Source organism: Mesorhizobium sp. M0904 (assembly GCF_040319475.1).
In the GTDB taxonomy this organism is placed as follows: domain Bacteria; phylum Pseudomonadota; class Alphaproteobacteria; order Rhizobiales; family Rhizobiaceae; genus Mesorhizobium.
The window spans coordinates 1-25,069 of the sequence record NZ_JAMYOC010000026.1 but is presented as its reverse complement, the minus strand read 5'-3'; the positions used below and the strand labels follow the sequence as shown (position 1 = coordinate 25,069).

The following is a 25,069-nucleotide window of genomic DNA, read 5'->3' as shown; positions in this document are numbered from 1 at the left end:
GCCGCTCCTCACCCCAACAGGGTCTTTTGCCGTTTGGGGCCGCCCATCTTGCGCCAGGTGTTGAAGCGGTGGGTGGCGGCGGCGAAGGAGATCTTCATCTGTTGGGCGACCGAATAGCGCGACTTGCCCTCGTCGAACAGCCGGTAGCAGCACTCGACGCCCTCCTCGGTCAACTTGCCGTCGGGAGCCTTGTTGTGCGGATTAGCGGGGTCGAATTTTTCGACCTGCTGCTCGACCAGCCCTTTCAGGCGCTGCAAGTCCGCCTCGATGTTAGCGATCAGGTCGAGAACCGGCTTGGGGTCAAACGGCTGCTGTTGTTCCGGCATCTGCGGGTTCCTTTCTCTTGGTTCAGATTCGATTATATAGGTGAACGTTTGCCGATAGCAAACAATGCCTCGTTTGGTTTCGACGTTGATACTTTTGAGCAGATGAATGGAGCGGGCGCGATTGACCGAGGATGTGCGAAGCTCTAGTTTAGAACTATTCTAAACTGGGGTGAATTTCTCATGCTTTCCCGCGTTTTCGGCTTCGGCCGCCGTCCGTTTGAATCTCTCTCGGAGCAGGAGATCCTGGCGCTCGCAATCTCCTCCGAGGAGGATGACGGGCGCATCTATCGCGCCTATGCCGACGGGCTGGCGGAAAGCTTTCCGCAATCGGCCAAAGTGTTCGAGGAGATGGCGGAGGAAGAGGACGGCCATCGCGACGCGCTGATCGAGCTTTACCGCAAGCGTTTCGGCGAGCGCATACCGCTGATCCGGCGCGAGCATGTGAAGGGTTATTACGAGCGCAAGCCGGACTGGCTGGTGAGGCCGCTCGGTATCGATCATGTGCGCAGCCAAGCCGAGGCCATGGAGCGGCAGGCCTACCTGTTCTATATCGAGGCGGCCAAACGCACAGGCGATGCCTCGACGAGAAAGTTGCTCGACGATCTGGCGGTGGCCGAACAGGGCCACGAGACACTGGCGCAGCGGCTGGAGCAAAAGCATATATCGGGCGCGGTCAAGGACGAAGAGGCGGCGGCCGAGCAACGTCAGTTCATCCTGACTTACGTGCAGCCCGGGCTGGCCGGGCTGATGGATGGCTCGGTGTCGACGCTGGCGCCGATCTTTGCCGCGGCCTTTGCCACGCACGACACGTTCCAGACCTTTCTGGTCGGGCTTGCCGCCTCGATCGGCGCCGGTATCTCGATGGGATTCACCGAAGTGGCCTCCGACGACGGCAAGCTATCCGGCCGCGGCTCGCCGGTAAAACGCGGGCTGACCGTCGGCGTCATGACGACGCTGGGCGGGCTCGGGCACGCGCTGCCCTATCTCTTCCCGGTTTTCTGGCCGCCGCCGAGCGGCGCCGCGGTCGTGGTGTTCTTCGAACTTTGGACGATCGCCTTCGTACAGAACCGCTACATGCAGACGCCATTCTGGCGCGCCGCCTTCCAGGTGGTGCTGGGCGGCGCGCTGGTGTTTGCGGCAGGGGTGCTGATCGGGAATGCATAGCAGTCGCTACCCATTCACCGCCCGGCTGTCTGCTGGCGCCTCGGCGCGTTCGGTCAGGCCGTAGTCGCGCATGACATGGGCGATCCGCAAACGGTAGCCGGCAAAGATGCCGCCGCGCCCAGCCCTCTGCGCCTGCCGATGTTCCTGCGTGTTGCGCCAGGCCTTCACCGCATCCTCGTCGCGCCAGAAGGACAGCGACAGGATGCGGTTCGGATCGGCAAGGCTCTGGAAGCGCTCGATCGACAGGAAACCGTCGATGCCGTCGAGCAGTGGGCGCAGATCGGCGGCGATGCCGAGATAGGCATCGCGCATGCCCGCCGCCGGCTCGACCTCGAAGATGACGGCGATCATGGCTTCATCAAAGAAGCATGTGGCCCGGAGGCCAGTTTGAGGAAGATGCGGTCCTCCTTCAGGATAAATTTTTCCCGCCGGGCGAACTCGTAATTCGCCTTGCCGGCGGGATCGGCGGCGAGCCGGGCGCGGTAGGCTTCGTAGGCCGCAAGACTGTCGATGTTGTAGGCGGCATAAGCCGTAGTGGCCGAGCCTTCGTGCGGCGCGAAATAGCCGATCAGATCGGCGCCGCAGCGCGGGATCGCCTGCCCCCAATTGCGTGCATATTCCTCGAACGCCGCCTTGCCGAACGGATCGATCTCGTAGCGGATGAAGCAGGTGATGGTCATTTTCGCCTCCTTGGCGGTGGATGTTTTCTGGCGGTCACAGTTCGAGCCGGGTCGAAACGTTCCGAAGATCGATATGCTAGGCAAATTCGCTGGCCGGTCAGGTTTGCCAGAAGGATTTCGCGCATTCGCGGCGGACGTCTTCGGGTGTCAGGCCAAGGTCACGCAGCAGATGATCGTCGATCTCGGCGAGGTCGAGACGCTGCAAATGACGGTCGTACCACCGCTTCAGGAGCCGCAGCCGCAGGCGGCGCAAGACAATGAACGGGAACGGCCGGCGAGCAGGCGCGGCGCCGAGAATAGTCCTTGCAGGCATTGTCGTCTCCTTGATTTGCATCGAGATTAATGCTTGTCTGACGAGGATGCTTCGATGATGAACGAACCATGCGCGAAGGACCTGACATAGCCCGCATTGCCAGCCTGGTGGGCGATCCGGCGCGGGCAAACATGCTGTCCGCACTGATGGGCGGCACGGCACTGACGGCGAGTGAACTGGCACTCGAGGCCGGCGTGTCGCTTCCGACAGCGAGCTCCCATCTGTCGAAGCTGATGGAAGGCGGGCTGCTGACGCTGGCAAGCCAGGGACGGCACCGCTACTACGGCCTCGCCGGCCCGCAGGTAGCAGGCATGATCGAGGCGATCACCGGTGTTGCCGCCGCGGTCGGGCCGCAACGAGTGCGGCCTGGCCCACGCGACGCCGCCATGCGCGTGGCGCGGGTCTGCTACGACCACCTCGCCGGCGAGCAGGCGGTGGCGATGCTGGACCGTCTCGTCGCTCGACAAGTGCTCCTGCGCAATGATGAGGAGATCCGGCTTGGGCCGTCGGCCGCCTCGCATTTCGCCGCGATCGGCATCGATGTCGAGGGCAAGGCGCGGCGACCGGTGTGCCGGGCCTGCCTCGATTGGAGCGTGCGGCGTTCGCACCTCGCCGGCACGCTGGGCGCCGCCATTCTCGATAAGATCCTCGCCGAAAAATGGGCGCGGCGCGAGAAGGACAGCCGTGCAGTGATCTTCTCGCCGACAGGCAAGCAGGCATTCGAGAAGAAGTTTCTCGCCTGACGGCTCGCTTCGACGCACCAGAACGGCTCGCCGTCTCCACGGAAACGCCGAACCGCTCTATCTTTTTTATTTTGACGCAATTCCGGACAGAAAATCGTTCCACACACTTTTCCTGGAATTGCTCTAGCCGCGCTTGAGCGGCTTGGCCTGCTTGAAAAAATCCTCCCAGGGATCGGCTTGCCCAAGCCGCTTCAGCGTCGTCTTGTCGCCGATCGGAAAGGCGTTCGGCGGCAATCCGGCCTCGATTTCCGCCCAGGTCACCGGCATTGATACCGTGGCGCCTTTCTTGGCGCGCGACGAATAGGGCGCGACCGTGGTCGCGCCACGGCCATTGCGCAGATAATCGACGAATATCCTGCCGGTGCGCGCCTTCTTCGACAACGTCGCCGTGTAGCGGTCGGGTGCGGCTTGCTCGAGCGCTCGGGCGAACTCATGGGCGAAGCCTTTGACCTCGTCCCAGTCCGCCGACGGCTTCAGCGGGACGAGGACATGATAGCCCTTGCCGCCCGAGGTCTTGACGAAATTAGGCAGGGACAGTTCGTCGAGCCGGCTGCGGATATCGAGCGCCGCGGCACGCACCGCCTTCACGTCGACACCCTCGTCGGGATCGAGATCGAAGATGATCTGGTCTGGTTTTTCCAGCTCGTCCGTGGTCGAGCCCCAGATGTGGATCTCGACGACGCCAAGTTGAACAAGGGCCACGACACCGTCGAAATCGCGGATGAACAATATCTCCTCGCCGTCGGTGGGATCCTTCATCACGGCGATCTTGTCGTGCATGCCGGCCGAGGCATGCTTCTGGAAGAACCGTTGGCCGCCAACACCGTCCGGCGCCCGCACGAGGCTGAGCGGCCGGTTGATGACGAATTGCTTCATGCGCGGCCAGACCAGCGCGTAGTGATCGACCAGATCCTGCTTCGATACGTCCTCCTCGGGCCACAGAAGCTTGTCGGGGCGGGACAGCGTAACCGAGGTTTTCGCGGTGGCCGCGGGTTTGGCGGGCTTTGGCTTCGACTCTGCCGGGGCTGAGCGTGCTTTCGGTTTCTCCTGCACGACTTCCTCCGCCGGCTTGTCCTCGCGCAATCCCTGGAACGACGCGTGGCGTATTATACGGTCCGACGTCCAACTGCGAAACTCCACTTCGCCGACAAGTTCGGGCTTGACCCAGACCAGCCCCTTGCCCCTTGGCACCGCCCTGTCGAAGGGCGAGGTTGTCGTCTTCAGCGCATCAAGCCTCTTCTTCAGCTCGTTGGTGCTTTTGGCCGTGAAGCCGGTGCCGACGCGGCCGGCATAGCGCAGCTTGCCGCCCTCGTGATAGCCGACCAGCAGCGAGCGCAGGCCGCGCCCGGTCTTGTCCGACGGCATGTAGCCGCCGATGACGAATTCCTGGCGCGCCGTACATTTCGACTTCACCCAGGACGGGACACGGCCGCTGCGGTAGGGCGCGTCGGCGCGCTTGGAGACGACGCCTTCGAGCCCCAGCCGGCAAGCATGCTCCAGCATGATCTTGCCGGGTTCGGCAAAGTGGTCGCTGAAGCGCACGGCCCGATCCTCGGTCTGTCCGGCGAGCAAAGTGCGCAGCCTTTCCTTGCGCTCGACCAGCGGTTCGGAACGGATATCCTCACCGTTAAGACGCAGCAGGTCGAAAACGTAGTAGATGAAACGATCCGTGCGGCCTGCCGACAGATCTTGCTGCAGCAGCGAGAATGACGACACGCCATTATCCGCCAGCACGACGATTTCGCCGTCGATGATAGCATCGGTGCATTTCAGGCCGCCAAGTGCCGCGACAATTGCGCCACCGAACTTGTCGGTCCAGTCGAGGCCGGCGCGTGTCAAAAGCCGAACCTCGGTGCCGGCAAGCTGCGCCTGCATGCGATAGCCGTCGAACTTCACCTCATGCAGCCAGTCCTTGCCGGGCGGGGCGTCCCGCTCCAGCGTTGCGAGCGCCGGTTCGATGAATTCGAGCCGCCTTGCCGCGACGGCCTTCGCTTTGCTGGCGGCCGGCCTGTCGGACTGCCAGACGCTTGGCTTCTTGCCGTCGGCGGTCTTGCCTTCGCCGACCTCCTCGATGGTCAGGCCGGATTTCACCGATTGCGGCGCCTCCTGCAAAATGTCCTCGCCCGGACGCGCGGCGGCATCGTCGGATTTGATCAGCAACCAGTTGTCACGCTTTTCGCTCGGACGCGGCTTCAGCCGCACCAGATGCCAGGCGCCATGCAATTTGTGGCCACGCAGTTCGAAACTGATATGGCCTTTCTTCATCGCTTTTGCCGGGTCGCCATCGGGGACCCAAGTTCCCTCGTCCCAGACAATGACCGAGCCGCCGCCATATTGGTCCTTCGGGATAGTGCCTTCAAACGGCGCATAGTCGATCGGGTGGTCCTCGACATGCACGGCGAGCCGCTTTTCGTGCGGGTCGAGGCTCGGGCCCCGCGTCACTGCCCAGCTCCACAGCACGCCGCCATGCTCGAGACGAAGGTCGTAGTGGAGCCTGGTGGCGGCATGCTTGTGGATGACGAAGATGCCACCTGGCTCGGCTTTCTTGCCGCGCGAAACCTTGCCGGCCGGTTCGGTGGTCTTCTTGAAATTGCGCTTGGCGTGATACTGCTCGAGGCTGACCATGGTCTGATCCTAAGCAGATTCGCGCCGAGCGGCTTTGGACTTGGCGCCCTTTGCCGGGCGTCCGGTCTTTGCCGGCGCACCGGCTTCCGACGAAAGGCTCTTCTTCAGTGCATCGAAGAGATTGACGACGTTGGAGGGCCGTGGTTCCGCCTTTGTCTTCGGTGCCTTCCTGCCGGCCTTCTTGGCGCGGACCAGCTCGATCAGGGCGTTTTCGTATTTGTCCTCGAATTCGGAAGGATCGAACTTCGCCTGTTTCTCATCGACGATGTGTTCGGCCAGCCTGATCATTTCGGCGTCGGTCTTCACCGGCTTGATGTCGCCGAACACCATCTCGGGCCTGCGAACCGTATCGCCATAGCGCAGGGTCGTCAGCAGCAGACCCTTGCCCAACGGCTCGATGACCACCGGACGTTCGCGGCGATAGAGCACGATACGGGCCAGCCCCGCCGTCTTCTTGGCGGCCATGGCGTCGCGGATGACGGCGAAGGCCTCTTCCGAGACCTCGTCCGCAGGCGTCACATAATAGGGCGTATCGAGATAGATCTGCTGGATCGAGGATTTTTCGATGAAACCATCGAGGCTCATCGTGTGCGAGGATTCGATCTGCACGGCTTCGATCTCCTCCTCCTCGATTTGGACGAAGTCGCCGTCGCCGATCTCGTAGCCCTTGATCTCGTCCCCTTCATCGAGCGGCTTGCCGTTTGCCGAATCGACATAGACGCGCTTGACGGTATTGCCGGTCTTGCGGTTGAGCACGCGGAACGAGACTTTCTCCGCCTGGGTCACGACATTGGTCAGTTCGACGGCGCAAGTGACCAGCGAAAGCTTGAGATATCCTCTCCAGGCGGGGCGCGGCGCCATGACAAACTCCCTGCGCGACAAGGTTCAACCGAGAACGGCGTTCAACCGAGAACGGCCAAAGCCCGTTCCGGTTCCGGCGGCGCAAAAAGGCAAGTCCGGGCTTTCGGCCCGGCCTTGCCTTGAACTCAATTCTCTATCGCTGCCCTACTCGGCGGCCTGCAGGTTGATCTTGCTTTCCGCTATCTCGGTAAGCTTGCGGTCGGTCGCCTGCTCCTCCTTGAGATTGTTGGCCAGCACATTGGCGCAGTCGCTGCGGCCCAGTTGCTTGGCCCAGGCAATCAAGGTGCCGTAACGGGTCATCTCATAATGCTCGACCGCCTGGGCCGAGGCGATCAGCGCAGCGTCGAGGACCTCCTTGTCGGCGATGTCGCCGCTGATGTCGTCGGCCTCTTCGAGAATGCCGTCGATGGCCGGGCAGTCGACCTGCTTGGCCTTCACGCCGTGCAGTTCGAACACCTGCTCGACACGCTGGATATGACCCTTGGTCTGGGCGAGATGTTTCTCAAAGCCGGCTTTCAGCTGCGGATCACTCGCCTTGTCGATCATCTTCGGCAGCGATTTCTCGATCTGTTTTTCAGCGTAATAGATGTCGCGCAGCGTGTGCACGAACAGGTCATCGAGTGTTTTGATATCCTTCGAAAAGAAGCCCATGGCCTTTGCCTTTCCATTGCTCTTGCAGTTTCGGATTTTTGGCTGCGGCCCAACCTGAGCACCACAGCCTGCGGAACCGGTTCGTCCCGGCACTGGGAAATCAACGTGCGGCTGACGGGCGGGTTCCTGGTTTTCCGGCCGCGTGCACGGAAATTTCGCGGTCCAGCAAAAAGCTGAAACAAAATCGCGCCTCAGCGACATTCAGGCGAAACATATGTGATGCAAAAGTCACACTGGGCGAAATGCCGACGGACTGCATGGAAACACCGCGAATCAGCCGCATTCCAGCCATGAACGAAGGCATTTTCGACCAGAGATTAACATCGCGTTCACCGACTATTCACGCCTGGACGCTATGATCCCCGAAATTCGGAAGGGACATCCGAAACGGGATAGGGACCGAGTAAAATGAGCTTCTGGAATCACATCGCCGGCTATGCTGCCGCCATCCGCGAATTCGTCGCACCGACCTATCGGCCCGAGCGCTATTACATGCGCGGCCCAGGCCCCGCCTGCGCGCGCCGTGGCAACACGCTTGGGATCAGCGTGCACTGATGATGAGCATGGAGAGCCGTCACGACAGCCGGATATGCCGGCCCGACGCCGACAATCGGTCAACGACCTATCGCGCCGAGCGCCCTGCGCTGACCGACAGACGGCGTGCGACAACGCCAAGCCTTCAGCAGTCCGGGCTTTGATCCAGCCGCCGGCAGGTTTAGTGTCGCCTGACACCAGCTGCCGGGCGTCACGTGATCGTCAAGCCGAACCATTCTCCTGAGCCGCCAGAATTCGAATCACGTCGCCCGTTGATCGTGTTCGACGGTATTTGCGTGTTGTGCTCGGGCTTTGTGCGCATGGTGGTGAAGCTCGACCGCAAGGGCCGCTTCCATTTCGCAACGGCGCAGTCGCCCTTCGGCGAGATGCTGTTCAAGAAATACGGGCTGCGAACGGATCGCTACGAGACCAATCTCGTCATCGTCGATGGCGCCGCTTTCACCCGCCTGGATAGTTTCGTTGCCGTCATGGCCGAACTCGGCTGGCCGTGGCGGGCGGCGCGGATCCTGCTGCTGTTGCCGCGCCCACTTCGCGACTGGCTCTACGACCGCATCGCAAAGAACCGCTACGCCCTGTTCGGCAAGAAGGACAATTGTGAAATCCCTTCCGCCGAGGTGAGGGCAAGGTTGATCGGCTAGGCTCACTGCCGTGGCCGGGAGCGGCGCGGGGCATTTTGGGGGAACTGCGGATGAAGGTTCTTGTCGTCGGCGGCTATGGCACCTTTGGCGGTCGCACCGTCGAGCTTTTGGAGGGCGAACCGCGTCTGATCCTCTTCGTCGCCGGGCGCTCGCTTGCCAAGGCTGACGCTTATTGCAACAGGCGTGCGCCGACAGCAGCCCGGCTGCAGCCGGCCCTGTTCGACCGTGACGGCGATCTCGCCGCGCAACTCGCTGCATTTGAGCCTGATATTGTAGTCGACGCGAGCGGCCCGTTCCAGGCCTATGGCGAGGGACGCTATCGCCTGATCGAGGCCTGCATCGCCCGGCGCATCAACTATCTTGATCTAGCCGACGGCTCGGATTTCGTCGCCGACGTCTCTGCGTTCGACGAGGCGGCGCGAAATGCAGGGGTTTTCGTGCTGTCCGGCGTCTCGAGCTTTCCGGTGCTGACGGCCGCGGTTGTGCGCCGCCTGTCGTCGGACCTGACGCGGGTCGACGGCATTCGCGGCGGCATCGCGCCGTCGCCCTTTGCCGGTGTCGGCGGAAACGTCATTCACGCTATCGCCGGTTATGCCGGTCAGCCGGTGCGGCTTGTTCGCAATGGCCGTCCGGAACAAGGCCGTCCGTTCACCGAACAACTGCGCTACACCATCGCGCCGCCGGGCCGGCTGCCGCTTCGATACACGCTGTTTTCGCTTGTCGACGTTCCCGACCTGCGCGCCTTGGCCGAGCTTTGGCCGGAGGCGAGGACCATCTGGATGGGAGCCGGGCCGGTACCCGAGTTGCTGCACCGCGCCCTGATCTGCCTCGCCTGGCTGGTGCGCGCCGGATTGATCGGTTCGCTTTTGCCGCTGGCGCCGCTGATGCATCAGGCAACGAACCGGCTGCGCTGGGGCGAGCATCGCGGCGGCATGTTCGTCGAGGTGGAGGGATCTGACCGGGCGGGCGCCATCGTCAAGCGCTCGTGGCATCTCTTGGCCGAGGGCAATGATGGGCCGCTGATCCCGTCGATGGCGGTCGAAGCGCTGGTCCGCAAAGCGCTGGCCGGACATCAGCCCGCGCCGGGCGCACGGGCGGCGGTGCGCGATTTGGAGCTCCGGGATTATGAAGCGCTGTTCGCCGGCAAGACAATCTACACCGGGTTCAGGAATGAGCCCGCTGACAGGGACAAGTCGCTTTATGCCGTCTTGCTCGGCGACGCCTGGCATGGCCTGCCCCGGGAAATCCGCGCCATGCACGATTGCACAACAATGGCGCAGGCCGCGCGCGCGTCGAACGCGGGCGCAATGTTCTTGGCCGGCTAATGGCCCGTGATGGTCGGCTTCCCCGCGGCAAGCGAGGACATCCCGGTTCATGTCCGCTTCGACACCGAGAAGGACGGCGAGACCTGGACGCGGACATTCGGCAAGCACAGTTTTTCGAGCCTACAGTTCGCAGGCCGGGGTCGATCGCAGCGCCTGCTGTGCGAACGCTTCGGCCCGCTGACCTTCGCGATGGCGCTGGTTGCGGAGGACGGCCGGCTGGCGCTGGTCTTGCGCCGCTGGAGCTTTTTTGGCCTGCCGCTGCCGATGTGGCTCGGTCCACGCTCGACTTCCTACGAAACGGTGGAGGATGGCCGCTTCCGCTTCCACGTCGAGATCTCGCATCCACTTGCCGGCATGATCGCCTGCTACCGCGGCTGGCTGGAGCCCTCCGGCCCGCACGGCTCCAGCGAGATCGTGTCGCCTGCCAGCTTAGCCAGTTCGCGGCAGTCCTGCGCCGTGCACAGCGTCCAACCCTGACCCGTGGCGCCCGACGCGGCGAGCACGAGGCGCCGCTGTGGCCCGACCTTGGGCGCATAGACCCACCAGCCGTTTCTCAGCACCGAGCCTTGCGGCGGCTCCATCCCGGCGCCCGATCCCTTGATGCGGGCCTCGACCAGCTGCAGGCCGGACGGCAGCACCTTCCAGTCTTCCTGCCACTGGGTCTTCTCCACCGAATGCACCCAGGAGAGCGTGAAGGCAGCGACCGCGAGCGTCACCGTCTTGCCGGCCGCGGCGATGCAGAGGCTCATGCCGAGTTGGCCAGCGAAGCCTGCCGCGCACGCCAGCAGTGCCAGCCGATCCAGGCAAGGGACAGCGCCCAGCCCGCCTCGTCGGTAAGCGGCAGCGCCGCAACCAGCAGCACGCCGGCGGCGAAGGCGACGAGGCGTTCCCACCAGGCCATGCGCCGGGCCAGAAATCCGACGGCAGCGGCGCCCCACAGGACTATGCCCATGCAGGCTTTGATGACGATATAGGCGACCTCGACGGGATAGCCGAACTGGGCGGCGATCGGACCGGGGTTCTGCAGCATCAGCGCCGGGGTATAGACCGCCATGAACGGCACAACGAAGCCGGCAATGGCAAGCTTAGTGGCCTGGATGCCGATCTTGAGGCCGCTTTCCTTGGCCATCGGTGCGGCGGCGAAGGCGGCCAGCGCCACAGGCGGGGTGAGATCGGCCATGATGCCGAAATAGAAAACGAACATGTGGCTGACCACCAACGGCACGCCGAGCGACAGCAGCGCCGGCCCGGCCAGCGACGAAGTGATGATGTAATTGGGAATGGTCGGTATGCCCATGCCAAGCACCAGACAGGTGAGCATGGTCAAAAGCAGCGACAGGAACAGATTGTTCTCGCCGATCGAGATGATCCAGCCGATGAAGGTCGAAGCGATGCCGGTAAGCGTCAACGTGCCGATGACGATGCCGACGATGGCGCAGGCAATGCCGACCGGCAGCGCGTTCTTTGCTCCCTCCGCAAGGGAATCGATGCATATGCGCAGCGTCTCGCGCCCGCCCTTGAACGTGAGGCAGGCGACGACCAGCACGGTGATGACCAGGCTGAGGATGTCGACGCCGAATTTCATGAAGGAAGCCGCGGCAAGCCCGAGTGCCAGCCAGAAGACGATGCGGAAGGCGAGCGGCCCGATCGATGCTGCCAGCGGCGTGCCGAGGATGAGCACGATGGTCAACGCCAGGCCCATGGTGCCGGCGAACACCGGTGTGTAGCCGGCAAACAGCAGGTAGATCAGTGCTGCGAGCGGCAGTACCAGCGGCCAGTGCTGTCTCACCGCATCCCACGGACTGGGCAGGTCGGCCTTGGCCATGCCGTGCAGGCCGGCCTTGCCTGCCTCCAGGTGCACCTGCCAGAAACAGGCGCCGAAATAGAGCAGCGCCGGGATGATCGCCGCCTTGACTACCGCGGCATAGGGGATGTTCAGGGTCTCGGCCATGATGAAGGCAACCGCTCCCATCACCGGCGGCATGATCTGGCCGCCCATCGACGAGGTCGCCTCGACGGCGCCGGCGAAGGCCGAGCGGAAGCCGAAGCGCTTCATCAGCGGGATGGTGAACTGGCCGCTGGCCACCACATTGGCGACGCCGGAGCCGGAAATGGTGCCCATCAGCGCCGAGGACAGCACACAGACCTGCGCCGGGCCGCCCCGCCATGAGCCGACCAGGCCGAGCGCAAAATCGTTGAACAGCGCGATCATGCCGGCGCGTTCAAGAAAGGCGGCGAAGACGACGAAGATGAAGATGTAGGCGGCCGAAACATAGACCGGCGTGCCGTAGATGCCTTCGGTGCCATAGGCGAAGGTGTCGACGAGCTGGGCGAAATCATAGCCGCGATGGATGAAAGGCGGCGGCAGATGATTGCCGGCAAATGCGTAGGCGAGAAAGATGAAGGCAATGACGGCGAGCGGCAGCCCCATCAATCGCCGCGCCGCCTCGAAGACCAGCACGACCAGCACCGCGCCGACGATCAGGTCAGGCGTGGTGAGAAAGCCGGAGCGGCGGATGAGGTCGGCATAGAACACCCAATTGTACAGACCGGTGGCGAAGCCAAGCACGCCGAGCGTCCAGAACACTGCTTTCGCCGGGACGCTTTTGGCGCGCAGATTGGCGATTAGGGCAAAGCCGAGCAGCAGCAGGAAGCCGACATGCATGGCGCGTACGACCTGGCTCGGCAGGCTGCCATAGGCGGCGATGTAGATCTGGAAGATGGAGAAGGCGATGGCGATGAGAAAAGCCGCCTTGCCGGCGATGCCTTCGCCGAAGCCCGGCGGCAATCCTTCGACAGGAGCTTCCGCTGTGGGGGAAAGAACGATCGGGGTTGCGGTCATTAGCGGGGTTCCTGGCGGGGCGCTCCCCTCCCCGAGGGAGGGTGCGGAGCGAGGCGAGGCTCCTTACTTCACCAATCCCTTTTCCTTGTAATACCTCTCGGCGCCTGGATGCAGCGGCACCGGCATGCCGTCGAGCGCCTTGGCGGGGTCGATCGCCTTGGCGGCGGCGTGGGCAGCGGTGAGCTGGTCGAGATGCTCGAACAGCAGTTTGGTCATCTGGTAGGCGGTCTCGTCAGGGACATCGGCGCTGGTGATCAGGAAATTGCCGACGGCGGCGGTCGCGACATCCTCGGTCTGGCCCTCATAGGTGCCCTTGGGGATGACCACGGAAAGATAGGGCGAGCCGATCTTGGCGACGTCCTCCGCCGGCACGGCAACGATGTTTACCGGCACCGAGGTGGCGAGGTCACGGATCGATGCGACCCCAAGGCCCGCCGACTGCAGCGTGGCGTCGAGCTGGCGGTTCTTGATCAACTCTACGGACTCGGCAAAGGGCAGATATTCGATCCGCCCGAGGTCTTCGTATTTCAGCCCGGCAGCGGCGAAAATGGTGCGGGCGTTGAGCTCGGTGCCTGAGGCCGGCGCGCCGACCGAAAGGCTCTTGCCCTTGAGATCGGCGAGCGTCTTGATGCCGGATTCCTTGCTGGCGACGATCTGGATATAATTGGGATAGATGGCCGCAATGCCGCGCAGCTTGTCGAGCTTGCCTGGGAAGCCTGCTTCGGTATTGCCTTCGGCGGCCAGCTTGACGGAATCGCCGAGTGCAAAGGCGATCTCGCCCTTGCCCTGCTGCAGCAAGTTGAGGTTTTCGACCGACGCTTTCGTCGCCTGCACCTGGGTGCGCGCGCCTTCGATGCCCTTGCCGTAGATTTCCGACAGCGCCACGCCGAGCGGATAGTAGACGCCCGACGTGCCGCCGGTCAGCACGTTGATGAATTCCTGTGCCTTGACCGATACCGCGCCAAGGCCAAGCGACAGCGCTATCGCGCCGGCGGCAACGAACTTCGTCCTGAAATTGAGCATTCGGTTTCCTCCCTGAAGTATCTGCCGCACTCTCCTCGTCAGCGCGATCCGGGACGAGTTTAGAGAGCGGACGGGAAATGCCAACCCGCAATTGTCGCCATTAGACCAACGGTTGAGCTTGCGTGAAATGCCATGGGAGCCGAAAGATTTTTGCAGCGCCTGTCGAAATCGGGCGAGGCCGCGCGACATACGTTCGGCCCGCAACGGAGCGGCCTTCGAGAAAAACGGGAGAAGACCATGCGATACATGCTTTTGATCTATGCGAACGAAGCCGCGATGGCGGCCGCGCCGACGGAGAAGACCTATGAAATCAGTGCTGCCTATGGAGCCTATACCGAGGCGTTAAAGAAATCCGGAGCGTGGCTGGCCGGCGACCGGTTGAAGCCGACCCAGACCGCCACCACGGTGCGGATGGCCAACGGCAAGACCAATGTGCTCGACGGTCCCTATGCCGACACCAAGGAGCAGCTCGCCGGCTTCTACATGATCGAGGCTGAGGACGCCGACGCAGCAATTGCCTGGGCGGCTCGCTGCCCGGGTGCCAGCACCGGCACGATCGAGGTGCGGCCGATCTGGGAAATGACCGAGTAGCCATCCCAGAAGTGACCGTGTGATGGACAGTCGTCCGGAGATCGCGCGGGCGGCGGCGGAAGCGGCCGCCCGGCAAAGCTACGGCAAGCTGGTTGCGTATCTCGCCGCGCGCACACGCGACGTGGCCGCTGCCGAGGACGCCTTGGCAGATGCCTTTGCAGCGGCGCTCGAGCGTTGGCCACAGGCGGGCGTGCCCGACAAGCCGGAAGCCTGGCTGCTGGCGGTGGCACGCAAGCGCCGCGTCGACGCGGTCAGACGACGACTGACAAGCGAGGCGGCCCGCGACCACCTTAGGCTGATCGCCGAGGAGATGGAGGCACGCATGGTCGACGAAGACCTGCCGGACGAGCGGCTCCGGCTGATGTTTGCCTGCGCCCATCCGGCGATCGAGGCCGGCGTCCGCGCGCCGCTGATCCTGCAGACGGTCCTGGGCTTCGACGCAGCGACGATCGCCTCGGCTTTCCTTGTCTCGCCAGCCACGATGAGCCAGCGCCTGGTGCGCGCCAAGACGCGAATTCGCGAGACAGGCATTCCGTTCCGCGTGCCGGAGCGGGCCGAACTCGGCGAGCGGCTGGGCACCGTTCTGGAAGCAATCTACGCGGCGTTTGCCGAAGGCTGGTCCGACCGAGCCGGCACCGAAACGCGGCGCCGCAACCTCGCGACAGAAGCCATCTGGCTCGGCCGTCTGATGGCCACGCTGATGCCGGACGAGCCGGAGGCGCTCGGCCTTTTGGCGCTGATGCTGTTCGCCGAAGCGCGGCGCGCGGCGCGGCGCAATGCGGCGGGCGATTATGTGCCGCTGGCCGAGCAGGATCTTGCACTGTGGGACGATACACTGATCGATGAAGCGGAGACGCTGCTCGGGCGCGCCGCGGCCAAGGGCGTTGTCGGCCGCTACCAGCTTGAGGCCGCCGTGCAGTCCGCCCATGCGACAAGACGGCTGACCGGCGGCACCGACTGGGTCGCGATCAAGGAGCTCTATAACGCGCTGTCGGTGATTGCCGGCTCGCCGGTGGTGTCGATCAACCGTGCGGTAGCGATTGCCGAGGCCGAAGGTGCCTCGGCAGGATTGGGCGCCCTTGATCAACTCAGCGGCGACAAGCGGCTGTATGACTATCAACCTTACTGGGCCGCCCGCGCGGGCCTGCTGGCCAGGCTCGGCAAAGTTCCGCAGGCGAGCGAGGCCTATGACCGGGCTATCGGCCTCGAACGCGATCCAGCCGTGCGCCGGTTCCTGCAGGAACGACGGGCAGAGCTCGGCCGCGCGGAAAAAGACTGAGACAAGGCGGAGTGCTCAGGCCGGCCACATGTCGTGAGAAGCATTCAGCCTCTTCATCACCCGATGTTCCCGCAAATTGGCCCACAGGCGTTCGATGTTCGGCCAAGCGGTTGGAACCTTCGCGACCTCCGGATGCCAGGCCACCAACATGACGAGATAGATGTCGGCCAGCGAGAGTTGGTCGCCGGCCAGCCAGTCGCGGCCGTCGAGGGCGGCATCGAGAATGGCGAAGCTGCGATCCATTTCCGAGACCGCCGCCTGTTTGAGGGCGTCCACGCCGCTGGCGTCGGCCGTGTAGCGATGCGCGTAGAAGAACCGCAGGTTGGCTGGATAAATGACGGAGGACATGAAAAACATCCAGCGCAGGAAATCCGCACGGTCAGGCGAACTTGCCGCGGGCGCCAGTCCTGCTTCCGGGTGGCGCTCGGCCAGCAGGATGCAGATCGCCGCGGATTCGGTCATCGAGCGTCCGTCCGGCAAGATCAGCACCGGCACCTGCTTCAAGGGGCTGATATCAAGAAAGGCCTGATCGAGGCGGCCCTTCGGAACGTCGATCTGGTCGAAAGGCACGCCCGCCAAACCGAGCGCCGCCTCGACGACAAAACCGCCGGTATTGGCACGTGTGTAGAGCTTGTACATGAAGTCCTCCGCCTGCCCGGCAGCGACGATTTGTTCCGGAAGCGCCTCGCCGCTCAAGCGCCGATGCCGCTACAGGTATTTTCAGCCGCCCGCCGGAAGGGCAGCGCGAAGGGATCGCTATTCGTGTCCAGACTCTAAGTCCCCAATCCCTCGAACAGGATAGTCGAGAGATAGCGCTCGGCGAAGGAGGGGATGACGACGACGAGGGTCTTGCCCTTGTTCTCGGGCCGCGAGCCGACGACGATCGCCGCTTGCAGGGCGGCACCCGACGAAATGCCGACCGGCACACCTTCGAGCCGAGCGACGAGCCGTGCATTGGCAACCGAATCCTCGTTCGAGACCTTGACGATCTCGTCGTAGATCGTCGTGTCGAGGATTTTTGGCGCGAAGCCGGCGCCAATGCCCTGGATCTTGTGCGGGCCTGGCTGGCCGCCCGACAGCACCGGCGAGGCTTCCGGTTCGACGGCGACGACATGCACCGAGGGCTTGCGCTTCTTCAGCACCTGGCCGACGCCGGTGATGGTGCCGCCGGTCCCGATGCCGGCAACGAAGATATCGACTTCGCCATGGGTGTCGTTCCAGATTTCCTCGGCCGTGGTGCGGCGATGGATTTCCGGATTGGCGGGGTTTTCGAATTGCTGCGGAATGACGGCGTCGGGCAGTGTTGCCGCCAGTTCGTCGGCCTTGGCGATGGCGCCCTTCATGCCTTTCGGCCCTTCGGTCAGCACCAGCTCGGCACCGAGCAGCGCCAGCATCTTGCGGCGTTCGACCGACATGGTTTCCGGCATGGTCAGGATCAGCTTGTAGCCTTTGGCGGCGGCGGCAAAGGCGAGCGCGATGCCGGTATTGCCCGAGGTTGGCTCGATCAGCGTGGTCTTGCCGGGTGTAATCCTGCCCGACGCCTCCAATGCCTCGATCATCGAGACGCCGATGCGGTCCTTGACCGAGGCGATCGGGTTGAAGAATTCGAGCTTGGCCAGCAGATTGGCGACGACACCCTTCTCCCTGGCGAATTTATCCAGCCGCACCAGCGGCGTGTCGCCGATCGTCTCGGTGATCGAATTGTAGATGCGGCCGCGGCCGGGCACGTGTGTGTGGGTGGCGGGCTTGTTCATTGGTTTTCCTCCCAGAGGTCAAGCGGCAAGAGCCGGGCGGGCATAGGATAGAGCCATCCACCACGCAAGATAGGCACGTTCGAAAAATATCCGAGTGACGTTCGTGCTGAATACCGGCGCCTTGCAGGGCGTTGGGCGGATCGGCGAAGAGATCTACTGGCGGGCGGCAATTGCCGCCGCCGCACCGACCATGAAGCCGGCGGCGGTGCGGTTGAGTGCCCTCAGCGCCCGCGGCGACTTCAGGAACCAGCGCGCCTTGGCCGCCAGCGCCAGATAGGGCACCAGCACCACGAGCAGAACGATGATAGTGAGCGCGACCAGGATGCCGTAATCGGCCAGCGTGATCATCTTCAGATCGACGATGGTCGGGGTGATGGCGAGATAGAAAATCATCGTCTTCGGATTGCCGAGTGTGACGGCGAGACCGGCTACAAAGCTGGATGCCAAGCCGCCTTTGCCTTTCTTCGCCTCTACCGTTTCGGGCGTGATGCCGCTCGTCCAGAAACGCCAGCCAAGAAAAGCGAGGTAGGCGACGCCCAGCCATTTGATGGCTAGGAAGACCATGCCGAACGTCTGTGCGACGAAAGCCAGGCCGAGCACCACGGCAGTTAAATAGGTCAGGTCGCCGAGCATCAGCCCGAACGACATGGCCAGCGACGAGCGGAAGCCGGAACCCAGCGCACGCGCAACAAGCGCGGTGACGCCTGGGCCGGGGATGGCTGCGGCGATGCCGAGGGCGGCGCTATAGGCGAGGAACCCGGTGAGCGTCATGGTTCGCGCTTGTCGCACAATGTTGAAGTTGGGTGAATTCCCTCGGGCCGAATTCGATTGCGCCAGCGCAGCAGGCGACGCCGCCGTTCAGGAGCGGCCGTCTTCGTAGGTAACGCGCCAGATGGTGCCGTTACCGTCCTCGGTGACGATCAGGGAGCCGTCCTTGGCCATGGCGACACCGACCGGGCGGCCCCAGACGGCGTCGTTCGAGATGACGAAGCCGGTCATGAAGTCCTCATACTCGCCGGTCGGCTTGCCATCCCTGAATTTGAGCCTCACCACCTTGTAGCCGGTCCTGGCGCCACGGTTCCACGAACCATGCATGGTGACGAAAGCATCACCCCGGTAATCCGCCGGAAAGTTCTTGCCGTCGTAGAAGGCTATGTTCATCGGCGCCGAATGGGCCTGCATCAACACGTCGGGGACAGTGGACTTGCCGGCGAGGTCTGGCCGCTCGCCCTGATGGCGCGGATCCTCGTGATTTCCGATGTAGTACCAAGGCCAACCATAGAACGCACCGTCCTTGACCGCTGTTGCAAACTCGAACGGCACATTGTCGCCGAGCTCGTCGCGCTCGTTGACGACGCACCACAACGCGCCGCTGGCGGGCTGCACCGTCATGCCCGTACAGTTGCGCAGGCCGGTGGCGACAGTTCGGGGATTTTTCCCGTCCGGGTCAAAGGCGAGCACATCGGCACGGCCTTCCTCGGGGCCCCAGGCCGCCCCGAGCGGCTTTGATTTCGCCCAGGCGTCAAGGCCGCCATCCGGCTGCTTGTCCATGTCCTCGGCGACATTCGAGTCCGAGCCAACCGATAAAAAAAGCGTCTTGCCGTCAAGCGAGAAGGCGATGTCGCGGGTCGAGTGACCGCCCGACGGGATTTTGGCGACAATGGTTTCTGGTTTACCGGACGCCTTCAGGTCACCGTCGCGATAGGGGAAGCGGACGATGCTGTCGCTGTTTGCGACATAGACCCATTGCGGCTTGCCGCCTGGCGGATAGAAGGCGATGCCGTATGGATAGTTGAGGCCTTGGGCGAAAATCGCTTTCTCGATGGGTTTGGCGCGGCCCTCGGCCAGACGGTAGACGCGTATTTGGTCGGCATGGCCGTTTGCGATGAACAGGTCGCCGTTCGGAGCGACGCGAACGACGCGCGGATTATAGAGTCCGGAGGCGATCATTTCGGCCGAAAAGCCCGGCGGCAATTCTGGCTCGGCGCTTTCGGGCCGTTCCGCCACGCCGCCGCCGTTCGAAGCGGATTGAGCGGGGTCGGCTGCCGGCATGTCTTGCGGCCCGATCAGGCGGCGGACGCCAGGCCTGTCGGCGTGCCAATCGCCAAAAGCGGCTTCGCCTTTGAGCACCTTTTGATCCGCCTGCTGGGCGGGCGCCGGTGTCGCGACAAGGAGGGCAGCGGCAACGGCCGCAAAGCCGCCAGATCGGATCATTAACGTCCTCCGAGGTTTGCCTCGAAGAGGGCAAACGGGATCAGGCATTGGTCGTTCCAAGCGGTCGTTCAGCACACGAGGATTTGAAGCCGAACCCCGTTCAGTTGCCAGAGGTGTAAAAGTCGTCGTCGAGGCGCTTTTCCAGCGCGACCAGATCGGCCGGCAGCGGCAGGCCCATGGCCCGCATCTCTTGCAGCTTCTCACGCAACTGCTCTTGCACCTCGTGCTGATCCTCAGGCTGATTGACCATTTCCTCGAGCAGCAGGCTGATCTGGGCCTTGAACGATTCCAGCGCCATTCTTTTTCTCCTTGCGGCAGGCCGCGGCGGCTCCTAGCGCAGCATGCGCGAAATCAGCTGGGCGGTATAGTCCACCATCGGTACTATGCGCGCATAATTCAGCCGCGTCGGCCCGATGACGCCGAGCGCACCGACGACGCGCGCGTCCTTGTCGCGATAGGGTGCCACCACCAGCGAGGAGCCCGACAGCGAAAACAGCTTGTTTTCCGAACCGATGAATATGCGCACCCCCGGGCCTTCCTCGGCGAGGTCGAGGAGCTGGATCAGCCCATCCTGCGTCTCCAGATCCTCGAACAGATGCCGCAGCAATTCTATGTCGGCCTGGGCGGTGACGTTTTCCAGGAGATTGGCGCGGCCGCGCACGATAAGCCGCCCAGGCACCCCGCTTTCGGCGCCTGCCCAGACCGCCAGGCCCTTCTCGACCAGATCCTGCGACAGCGTGTCGAGGGCTGCCCTGGTCTCTTCCTTGATGCGGGCGATTTCGACCCGGGCCTCGGCCAGGGTGCGGCCGCGGATATGGGCGTTGAGGAAGTTGGAGGCTTCGTGCAATTGCGAGACGGTGATGCCGGCGGGCAGATCGATGACGCGATTTTCGACGTCGCCGTTCTGCGAGACCAGCACGGCCAGCGCCTTGGTCGGCTCGAGCTGGATGAATTCGATGTGCTTCAGCGCCGCCTCATTTTTGGCGGCGAGCACGAGGCCGGCGCCGCGCGACATGCCGGACAGCATCTGGCTGGCCTCGGTCAGCATATGCTCCAGCGTCGCGCCCGAGCCGGAGGCGCGCACCTGCGCCTCGATGGTGCGGCGCTCCTCGTCGGAGAGGTCGCCGAGTTCCATGAATGCATCGACGAAGAAGCGCAAGCCGGCCTGGGTCGGCAGCCGGCCAGCCGAGATGTGCGGCGCGTAGATCAGGCCGAGGTGCTCGAGGTCGCTCATCACGTTGCGGATGGTGGCCGGCGACAGCGATGACGGCAGGATGCGCGACAGGCTGCGCGAACCGACCGGCTCGCCATCCCGCAAATAGGAATCGACGATGCGCCGGAAGATGTCGCGCGAACGCATATCGAGCGATTGAAGCGCGGGCGGTTGAAGTGCCGGCGACGAGAGCACTGGCGACTGCGAACCGGGATCGACTACCTTGGTCATTCGAGCCAAAAACCTCCGGTCCGAAGATATAGACTTCCGCAGCGTCGGCGCAACCGGTCCATTTTCCTTTGCGCCTCACGCCCCGTGCGGCTACAAGCCGGCCAAGATTCCCCGGCCAAGATTCCGAAGAAAGAAAGAAGCCTGAATGCGCCCTTCCAAACGCCAATTCGACGAAATGCGCCCCATCTCCTTCGAGCGCGGCGTCTCCAAGCATGCGGAAGGCTCGTGCCTGGTGAAGTTCGGCGACACGCATGTGCTGTGTACGGCCAGCCTGGAGGAAAAGGTGCCGGGCTGGATGCGCAACTCCGGCAAGGGCTGGGTGACGGCGGAATACGGCATGCTGCCGCGTTCGACCGGCGAGCGCATGCGCCGCGAGGCTTCGGCCGGCAAACAAGGCGGCCGCACGCTGGAGATCCAGCGGCTGATCGGCCGCTCCCTGCGCGCCGTGGTCGATCTGCAGGCGCTCGGTGAGCAGCAGATCACCGTCGACTGCGACGTGATCCAAGCCGACGGCGGCACGCGCACCGCTTCGATCACCGGCGGCTGGGTGGCGCTCTACGACTGCCTGCGCTGGATGGAAGCCCGCCAGATGGCGAGCCTGGGCAAGGTGCTTAAGGATCACGTCGCGGCGATCTCCTGCGGCATCCATGATGGCCAGCCGGTCATCGATCTCGACTATATCGAGGATTCCTCGGCCGGCACCGACGCCAATTTCGTCATGACCGGCAAGGGCGGTATCGTCGAGATCCAGGGCACAGCCGAGGGCGAGCCGTTCTCGGAAGAGCAGTTCGCGGCGCTGATGGGGCTCGCCAAAAAAGGCATTCAGCGCCTGGTCAGCTTGCAGCAGATGGCCGTGGCTTAGCTGCGGTCAATATTGAAGAGATTGGCGATCCTGTGACCCCTTCAGCAATCCTGGAATCAGCACTCTACGTGACGGACCTTGCTGCCGCGGAACGGTTCTATTCGGGCGTCCTCGGGCTCGATCTGCTCGGTAAGGTCCATGGCAGGCATCTCTTCTTCCGCTGCGGCGACGGCGTGCTGCTTATCTTCAATGCCGAGGCGACCAAAGTGCCGCCGCCGGCCGACGCCAAGCTCAAAGTGCCGCCGCATGGCGCGGTCGGCGAGGGCCATCTTTGCTTCGCCGCAAGCGCGGATGAAATCCCACGCTGGAAAGCGCATCTTGAGGCGAAGAAAATCGCCATCGAAAGCGAGTTCGAATGGCCGCAGGGCGGCCGCTCGATCTATATTCGCGACCCCTCGGGCAATTCGATCGAGTTCGCCGAGCCAAGAATCTGGGGCATCTGATGCATTCGCCGACTGTTCATTCGCCAGCTGTTCATTCGCTTGACGGGCATAAGATCGTCGTCGCCAGCCATAACGCCGGCAAATTGCGGGAATTCGCCGATCTGATGGCGCCATTCGGCATAGAAGCGAAGTCCGCAAAGGAATACGGCTTGCCGGAGCCGGACGAGACCGGCACCACTTTCGAGCAGAACGCCCTCATAAAAGCCTTGGCCGCCGCCAAGGCCACTGGGTTGCCCGCGCTGTCGGACGATTCCGGCCTGTGTGTCGATGCGCTCGACGGCGCACCCGGCGTCTACACCGCCAACTGGGCCGAGACGCCGGACGGCTCCCGCGACTTCGGCATGGCCATGCAGCGCACGGAAGTGGCCTTGCAAGAAGTTGGCGCGATCACGCCTGCCCAGCGCAAGGGCCGCTTTGTCGCGGTCATCTGCCTTGCCTTCCCCGATGGCCAGGCGGAATATTTTCGCGGTGAGGTCGTGGGCACGGTGGTATGGCCGCCGCGCGGCGAGCTCGGCTTCGGCTACGATCCGGTATTCTTGCCCGATGGGTTCGAAAGGACCTTCGGCGAGATGAGCGCGGAGGAAAAGCATGGCTGGAAGCCCGGCCAGCTAACCGCATTGTCGCACCGTGCCCGTGCTTTCCAGAAATTCGCCCAAGCCCGATTGGCCGGCGCATGACCATGCTGCTCGACCGCAGCCCCGGTTTCGGCGTCTACGTCCACTGGCCGTTCTGCGCGGCCAAATGCCCCTATTGCGACTTCAACAGCCATGTCCGCCACCAGCCGGTCGACCAGGAGCGTTTTGCCCGCGCCTTCGAGACCGAGCTGGCGACGATGCGCGGCCGCACCGGGCCGCGCGAGGTGACCAGCATCTTTCTTGGCGGCGGCACGCCGTCGCTGATGAAGCCGCAGACCGTGGCGGCGGTGCTGGATGCAGTGGCGAAGAACTGGTCGGTGCCCGGTGGCATCGAGGTGACGCTGGAGGCCAATCCGTCCTCGGTCGAGGCCGAGCGCTTTCGCGGCTATCGCGCGGCCGGCGTCAACCGGGTGTCGCTTGGCGTGCAGGCGCTGAACGACAAGGATCTGCGCTTCCTCGGCCGTTTGCACAATGTCGATGAGGCCCTGCATGCGATCGGCCTGGCGCGCGAGATATTCCCACGGCTGTCGTTCGACCTGATCTACGCGCGACCTGGTCAGACGCCGGAAGCGTGGCAGGCGGAGCTCGAGCAGGCGATCGGCCACGCCGCAGACCATCTGTCGCTCTATCAGCTGACCATCGAGGAAGGCACGCCGTTCCATGCACTGCATGCGGCAAGGAAATTCATCATTCCAGACAATGAGCTTGCCGCCGATCTCTACGCGTTGACACAGGAGATCACCGCCGCGCACGGACTGCCGGCCTACGAGATTTCCAACCACGCCAGGCCCGGCGCCGAAAGCCGGCACAATCTCACCTACTGGCGTTATGGCGAATATGTCGGCGTCGGTCCCGGCGCGCATGGCCGGTTCGTCGAAAATGGCCGCCGCGTGGTGACGATCGCCGAGAAAATGCCGGAGACCTGGGCCAATCTGGTCGAGGCCAAGGGCCATGGCGTTACCGGCGGCGAAATCCTGACGCGCTCGGAAGAGGCCGACGAGTTCCTGCTGATGGGGCTGAGGCTGGCGGAAGGCATCGACCTTTCCCGCTACGAGGCATTTTCAGGGCGCGGCCTGTCGACGGCACGGCTGTCGGTGCTGCAGGACGAAGGCCTGGTGGCACCGATCGGCAATGCCCGCCTGCGCGCCACGCCGGCCGGCATGATCGTGCTCGATGCGGTCGTGGCGGATTTGGCCAGATAGCATGTTCAAGCCTCGTGCTTGTGGCGGTGTTTGGCGCGATCTTTTTCGCTGGTCTCTCCGGAACGGGCCGGCTTGATCTCGCTTTTGTCGCGTGAGGCATGGTGCTGGTCGTCTGTGGAATGTGACGCTGCGCCATCGCGGGCGCTTTTTGTTTCGAGCCGGGTGATGAAAATGTCGAAGCGATTGGGCATCGTCCGGTCAGTGCTCCGTCGTGCTGTCGGTTTCGTTTGCTTGCTTGCTCTCTGCCGATCTCTGACGTGCAAGCGGCTTCTTGGCCCTGCCATCTGCGGCTTCAGCAGGCAGGCTCTTGTCGCATGGCGGGGCGAAGCGTTTGCGGCCGGCATAGTAGGGTTCGAAAACGTCCTGTATGGTCAGGCTGTTCATCCTGCTCCTCCCGAGATCAGGTGTAAAATTCGCCGGCAACGGATTCGTTCCCTACTATGGCGAAGGCATGGCGGCTGGTTCACGTCGGCATCCCTTTTGGAACCCAGGCCTTTGCAACCCAGGCTTTTGCAAGCAAGCGTGAGCCGTGCCAAACAGGGTCGAACGGAGTTGTGCAGGTGACCGGCGAATCGGCCAAACGCAGTTATGTGGTCGGGCAGACCGAAATCGCCGCCCGGCCGCTCGAGCCGGCGCTCTACCTGGTGGCGACGCCTATCGGCAATCTCGCCGATATCACGCTGCGCGCGCTGGAAACGCTCGCCGCCGCCGATATCGTCGCTTGCGAGGATACACGTGTCAGCCGCGTGCTGCTCGACCGCTACGGCATCCGCCGCCGCACCACCGCCTACCACGAGCACAATGCCGGCGAGGCCGGACCGAAGCTGATCGCGGCGCTGCTGGCCGGCCAAAGCGTAGCGCTGATATCGGATGACGGCACGCCGATCATCTCCGACCCC

30 protein-coding genes are annotated in these 25,069 nt (G+C 63.6%); 13 read left to right on the top strand and 17 right to left on the bottom strand.

The window, feature by feature from the left end; genetic code table 11:
* Positions 1-8 precede the first annotated feature (8 nt).
* Positions 9-326, bottom strand: a complete 318-nt coding sequence (locus NKH80_RS24575) for a hypothetical protein (RefSeq protein WP_254818024.1) — start codon at positions 324-326, stop codon at positions 9-11.
* Positions 327-506: 180 nt separating this feature from the next.
* On the opposite strand from NKH80_RS24575, the gene mbfA reads away from it, so the two are divergent.
* Entirely contained in the window at positions 507-1,490 is a 984-nt protein-coding gene (gene mbfA, locus NKH80_RS24570; protein WP_352994101.1) for an iron exporter MbfA, read from the top strand.
* A 6-nt stretch (positions 1,491-1,496) separates the two neighbouring features.
* Here mbfA and NKH80_RS24565 read toward each other — a convergent pair whose 3' ends face one another.
* The 3 genes from NKH80_RS24565 to NKH80_RS24555 all read right to left on the bottom strand — a co-directional run bounded on the left by NKH80_RS24565 (position 1,497) and on the right by NKH80_RS24555 (position 2,483).
* Positions 1,497-1,841, bottom strand: a complete 345-nt coding sequence (locus NKH80_RS24565; protein ID WP_254818022.1) for an antibiotic biosynthesis monooxygenase family protein — start codon at positions 1,839-1,841, stop codon at positions 1,497-1,499.
* Positions 1,838-2,170, bottom strand: a complete 333-nt coding sequence (locus NKH80_RS24560; RefSeq protein WP_352994098.1) for an NIPSNAP family protein — start codon at positions 2,168-2,170, stop codon at positions 1,838-1,840. Before NKH80_RS24560 ends, NKH80_RS24565 begins: the two co-directional genes overlap by 4 nt.
* Before the next feature lie 97 nt (positions 2,171-2,267).
* Positions 2,268-2,483: a DUF1127 domain-containing protein gene (locus NKH80_RS24555; RefSeq protein ID WP_254818020.1), complete on the bottom strand. Its 216-nt coding sequence runs from the start codon at positions 2,481-2,483 to the stop codon at positions 2,268-2,270.
* A 68-nt stretch (positions 2,484-2,551) separates the two neighbouring features.
* On the opposite strand from NKH80_RS24555, the gene NKH80_RS24550 reads away from it, so the two are divergent.
* On the top strand, positions 2,552-3,226 hold the full coding sequence (locus tag NKH80_RS24550; protein ID WP_352994095.1) for an ArsR/SmtB family transcription factor: 675 nt from the start codon (positions 2,552-2,554) through the stop codon (positions 3,224-3,226).
* A 123-nt stretch (positions 3,227-3,349) separates the two neighbouring features.
* On the opposite strand, the gene ligD is transcribed toward NKH80_RS24550, so the two are convergent.
* The 3 genes from ligD to NKH80_RS24535 all read right to left on the bottom strand — a co-directional run bounded on the left by ligD (position 3,350) and on the right by NKH80_RS24535 (position 7,363).
* A complete protein-coding gene (ligD, locus tag NKH80_RS24545) occupies positions 3,350-5,851 on the bottom strand; it encodes a DNA ligase D (RefSeq protein WP_352994092.1) in 2,502 nt (833 codons plus the stop codon).
* A 9-nt stretch (positions 5,852-5,860) separates the two neighbouring features.
* Complete coding sequence (ku, locus tag NKH80_RS24540) at positions 5,861-6,712, bottom strand: non-homologous end joining protein Ku (protein WP_352476822.1); 852 nt, start codon at positions 6,710-6,712, stop codon at positions 5,861-5,863.
* A gap of 144 nt (positions 6,713-6,856) precedes the next feature.
* Positions 6,857-7,363, bottom strand: a complete 507-nt coding sequence (locus NKH80_RS24535) for a YciE/YciF ferroxidase family protein (protein WP_254818016.1) — start codon at positions 7,361-7,363, stop codon at positions 6,857-6,859.
* Between the two features lie 408 nt (positions 7,364-7,771).
* On the opposite strand from NKH80_RS24535, the gene NKH80_RS24530 reads away from it, so the two are divergent.
* The 4 genes from NKH80_RS24530 (at position 7,772) to NKH80_RS24515 (ending at position 10,358) form a co-directional block, all read left to right on the top strand.
* Positions 7,772-7,918, top strand: coding sequence for a hypothetical protein (locus NKH80_RS24530; RefSeq protein ID WP_254818015.1), 147 nt, complete (start codon positions 7,772-7,774; stop codon positions 7,916-7,918).
* 257 nt (positions 7,919-8,175) lie between these two features.
* Positions 8,176-8,556 carry a thiol-disulfide oxidoreductase DCC family protein gene (locus NKH80_RS24525; protein WP_352476823.1) on the top strand — a complete coding sequence of 127 codons (381 nt, stop codon included), beginning with the start codon at positions 8,176-8,178 and terminating at the stop codon, positions 8,554-8,556.
* 50 nt (positions 8,557-8,606) lie between these two features.
* The gene (locus tag NKH80_RS24520; protein WP_352900203.1) at positions 8,607-9,881 is read left to right on the top strand and encodes a saccharopine dehydrogenase family protein; all 1,275 of its coding nucleotides are present in this window, start codon (positions 8,607-8,609) and stop codon (positions 9,879-9,881) included.
* Positions 9,882-9,890: 9 nt separating this feature from the next.
* Positions 9,891-10,358: a DUF4166 domain-containing protein gene (locus NKH80_RS24515; protein WP_352900206.1), complete on the top strand. Its 468-nt coding sequence runs from the start codon at positions 9,891-9,893 to the stop codon at positions 10,356-10,358.
* Here NKH80_RS24515 and NKH80_RS24510 read toward each other — a convergent pair.
* The 3 genes from NKH80_RS24510 to NKH80_RS24500 all read right to left on the bottom strand — a co-directional run bounded on the left by NKH80_RS24510 (position 10,247) and on the right by NKH80_RS24500 (position 13,746).
* A complete protein-coding gene (locus NKH80_RS24510; protein WP_352476825.1) occupies positions 10,247-10,630 on the bottom strand; it encodes a DUF1850 domain-containing protein in 384 nt (127 codons plus the stop codon). The genes NKH80_RS24515 and NKH80_RS24510 overlap by 112 nt on opposite strands.
* Positions 10,627-12,723, bottom strand: a complete 2,097-nt coding sequence (locus NKH80_RS24505; protein WP_352994086.1) for a TRAP transporter permease — start codon at positions 12,721-12,723, stop codon at positions 10,627-10,629. Before NKH80_RS24505 ends, NKH80_RS24510 begins: the two co-directional genes overlap by 4 nt.
* Before the next feature lie 63 nt (positions 12,724-12,786).
* A complete protein-coding gene (locus NKH80_RS24500) occupies positions 12,787-13,746 on the bottom strand; it encodes a TAXI family TRAP transporter solute-binding subunit (RefSeq protein WP_254818012.1) in 960 nt (319 codons plus the stop codon).
* Between the two features lie 237 nt (positions 13,747-13,983).
* Between NKH80_RS24500 and NKH80_RS24495 the strand changes: the two genes are divergently transcribed.
* A complete protein-coding gene (locus NKH80_RS24495) occupies positions 13,984-14,337 on the top strand; it encodes a YciI family protein (protein ID WP_352994083.1) in 354 nt (117 codons plus the stop codon).
* 22 nt (positions 14,338-14,359) lie between these two features.
* Complete coding sequence (locus NKH80_RS24490; protein ID WP_352994080.1) at positions 14,360-15,616, top strand: RNA polymerase sigma factor; 1,257 nt, start codon at positions 14,360-14,362, stop codon at positions 15,614-15,616.
* A 15-nt stretch (positions 15,617-15,631) separates the two neighbouring features.
* On the opposite strand, the gene NKH80_RS24485 is transcribed toward NKH80_RS24490, so the two are convergent.
* The 6 genes from NKH80_RS24485 to hrcA form a co-directional block, all read right to left on the bottom strand.
* On the bottom strand, positions 15,632-16,255 hold the full coding sequence (locus tag NKH80_RS24485; protein ID WP_352994077.1) for a glutathione S-transferase family protein: 624 nt from the start codon (positions 16,253-16,255) through the stop codon (positions 15,632-15,634).
* Between the two features lie 134 nt (positions 16,256-16,389).
* Complete coding sequence (gene cysK, locus NKH80_RS24480) at positions 16,390-17,370, bottom strand: cysteine synthase A (RefSeq protein WP_254818008.1); 981 nt, start codon at positions 17,368-17,370, stop codon at positions 16,390-16,392.
* A 153-nt stretch (positions 17,371-17,523) separates the two neighbouring features.
* Positions 17,524-18,141 carry a LysE family translocator gene (locus tag NKH80_RS24475; RefSeq protein WP_352648469.1) on the bottom strand — a complete coding sequence of 206 codons (618 nt, stop codon included), beginning with the start codon at positions 18,139-18,141 and terminating at the stop codon, positions 17,524-17,526.
* Positions 18,142-18,228: 87 nt separating this feature from the next.
* Positions 18,229-19,584 carry a PQQ-dependent sugar dehydrogenase gene (locus NKH80_RS24470; RefSeq protein ID WP_352994073.1) on the bottom strand — a complete coding sequence of 452 codons (1,356 nt, stop codon included), beginning with the start codon at positions 19,582-19,584 and terminating at the stop codon, positions 18,229-18,231.
* Positions 19,585-19,684: 100 nt separating this feature from the next.
* Entirely contained in the window at positions 19,685-19,882 is a 198-nt protein-coding gene (locus NKH80_RS24465; protein WP_352509493.1) for a hypothetical protein, read from the bottom strand.
* A gap of 33 nt (positions 19,883-19,915) precedes the next feature.
* Positions 19,916-21,028, bottom strand: a complete 1,113-nt coding sequence (hrcA, locus tag NKH80_RS24460) for a heat-inducible transcriptional repressor HrcA (RefSeq protein WP_254818004.1) — start codon at positions 21,026-21,028, stop codon at positions 19,916-19,918.
* A gap of 145 nt (positions 21,029-21,173) precedes the next feature.
* Between hrcA and rph the strand changes: the two genes are divergently transcribed.
* From rph to hemW, 4 genes are read left to right on the top strand one after another with little or no spacing between them, the layout of a single operon-like run.
* Positions 21,174-21,890 (top strand): ribonuclease PH, encoded by a 717-nt coding sequence (rph, locus tag NKH80_RS24455; RefSeq protein WP_254818003.1) that lies wholly within the window; start codon positions 21,174-21,176, stop codon positions 21,888-21,890.
* A gap of 32 nt (positions 21,891-21,922) precedes the next feature.
* Positions 21,923-22,333, top strand: a complete 411-nt coding sequence (locus NKH80_RS24450; protein WP_352994070.1) for a VOC family protein — start codon at positions 21,923-21,925, stop codon at positions 22,331-22,333.
* On the top strand, positions 22,333-23,010 hold the full coding sequence (gene rdgB, locus NKH80_RS24445; protein ID WP_352994068.1) for an RdgB/HAM1 family non-canonical purine NTP pyrophosphatase: 678 nt from the start codon (positions 22,333-22,335) through the stop codon (positions 23,008-23,010). Before NKH80_RS24450 ends, rdgB begins: the two co-directional genes overlap by 1 nt.
* Positions 23,007-24,170, top strand: a complete 1,164-nt coding sequence (hemW, locus tag NKH80_RS24440; protein ID WP_352994066.1) for a radical SAM family heme chaperone HemW — start codon at positions 23,007-23,009, stop codon at positions 24,168-24,170. Before rdgB ends, hemW begins: the two co-directional genes overlap by 4 nt.
* Positions 24,171-24,368: 198 nt before the next feature.
* Here the strand turns inward: hemW and NKH80_RS24435 are convergent, their stop codons facing one another.
* Positions 24,369-24,554 carry a hypothetical protein gene (locus NKH80_RS24435; RefSeq protein ID WP_352900228.1) on the bottom strand — a complete coding sequence of 62 codons (186 nt, stop codon included), beginning with the start codon at positions 24,552-24,554 and terminating at the stop codon, positions 24,369-24,371.
* 176 nt (positions 24,555-24,730) lie between these two features.
* Here NKH80_RS24435 and NKH80_RS24430 point away from each other — a divergent pair.
* A partial coding sequence (locus NKH80_RS24430; protein ID WP_352994062.1) for an SAM-dependent methyltransferase occupies positions 24,731-25,069 on the top strand: 339 nt, incomplete at its 3' end.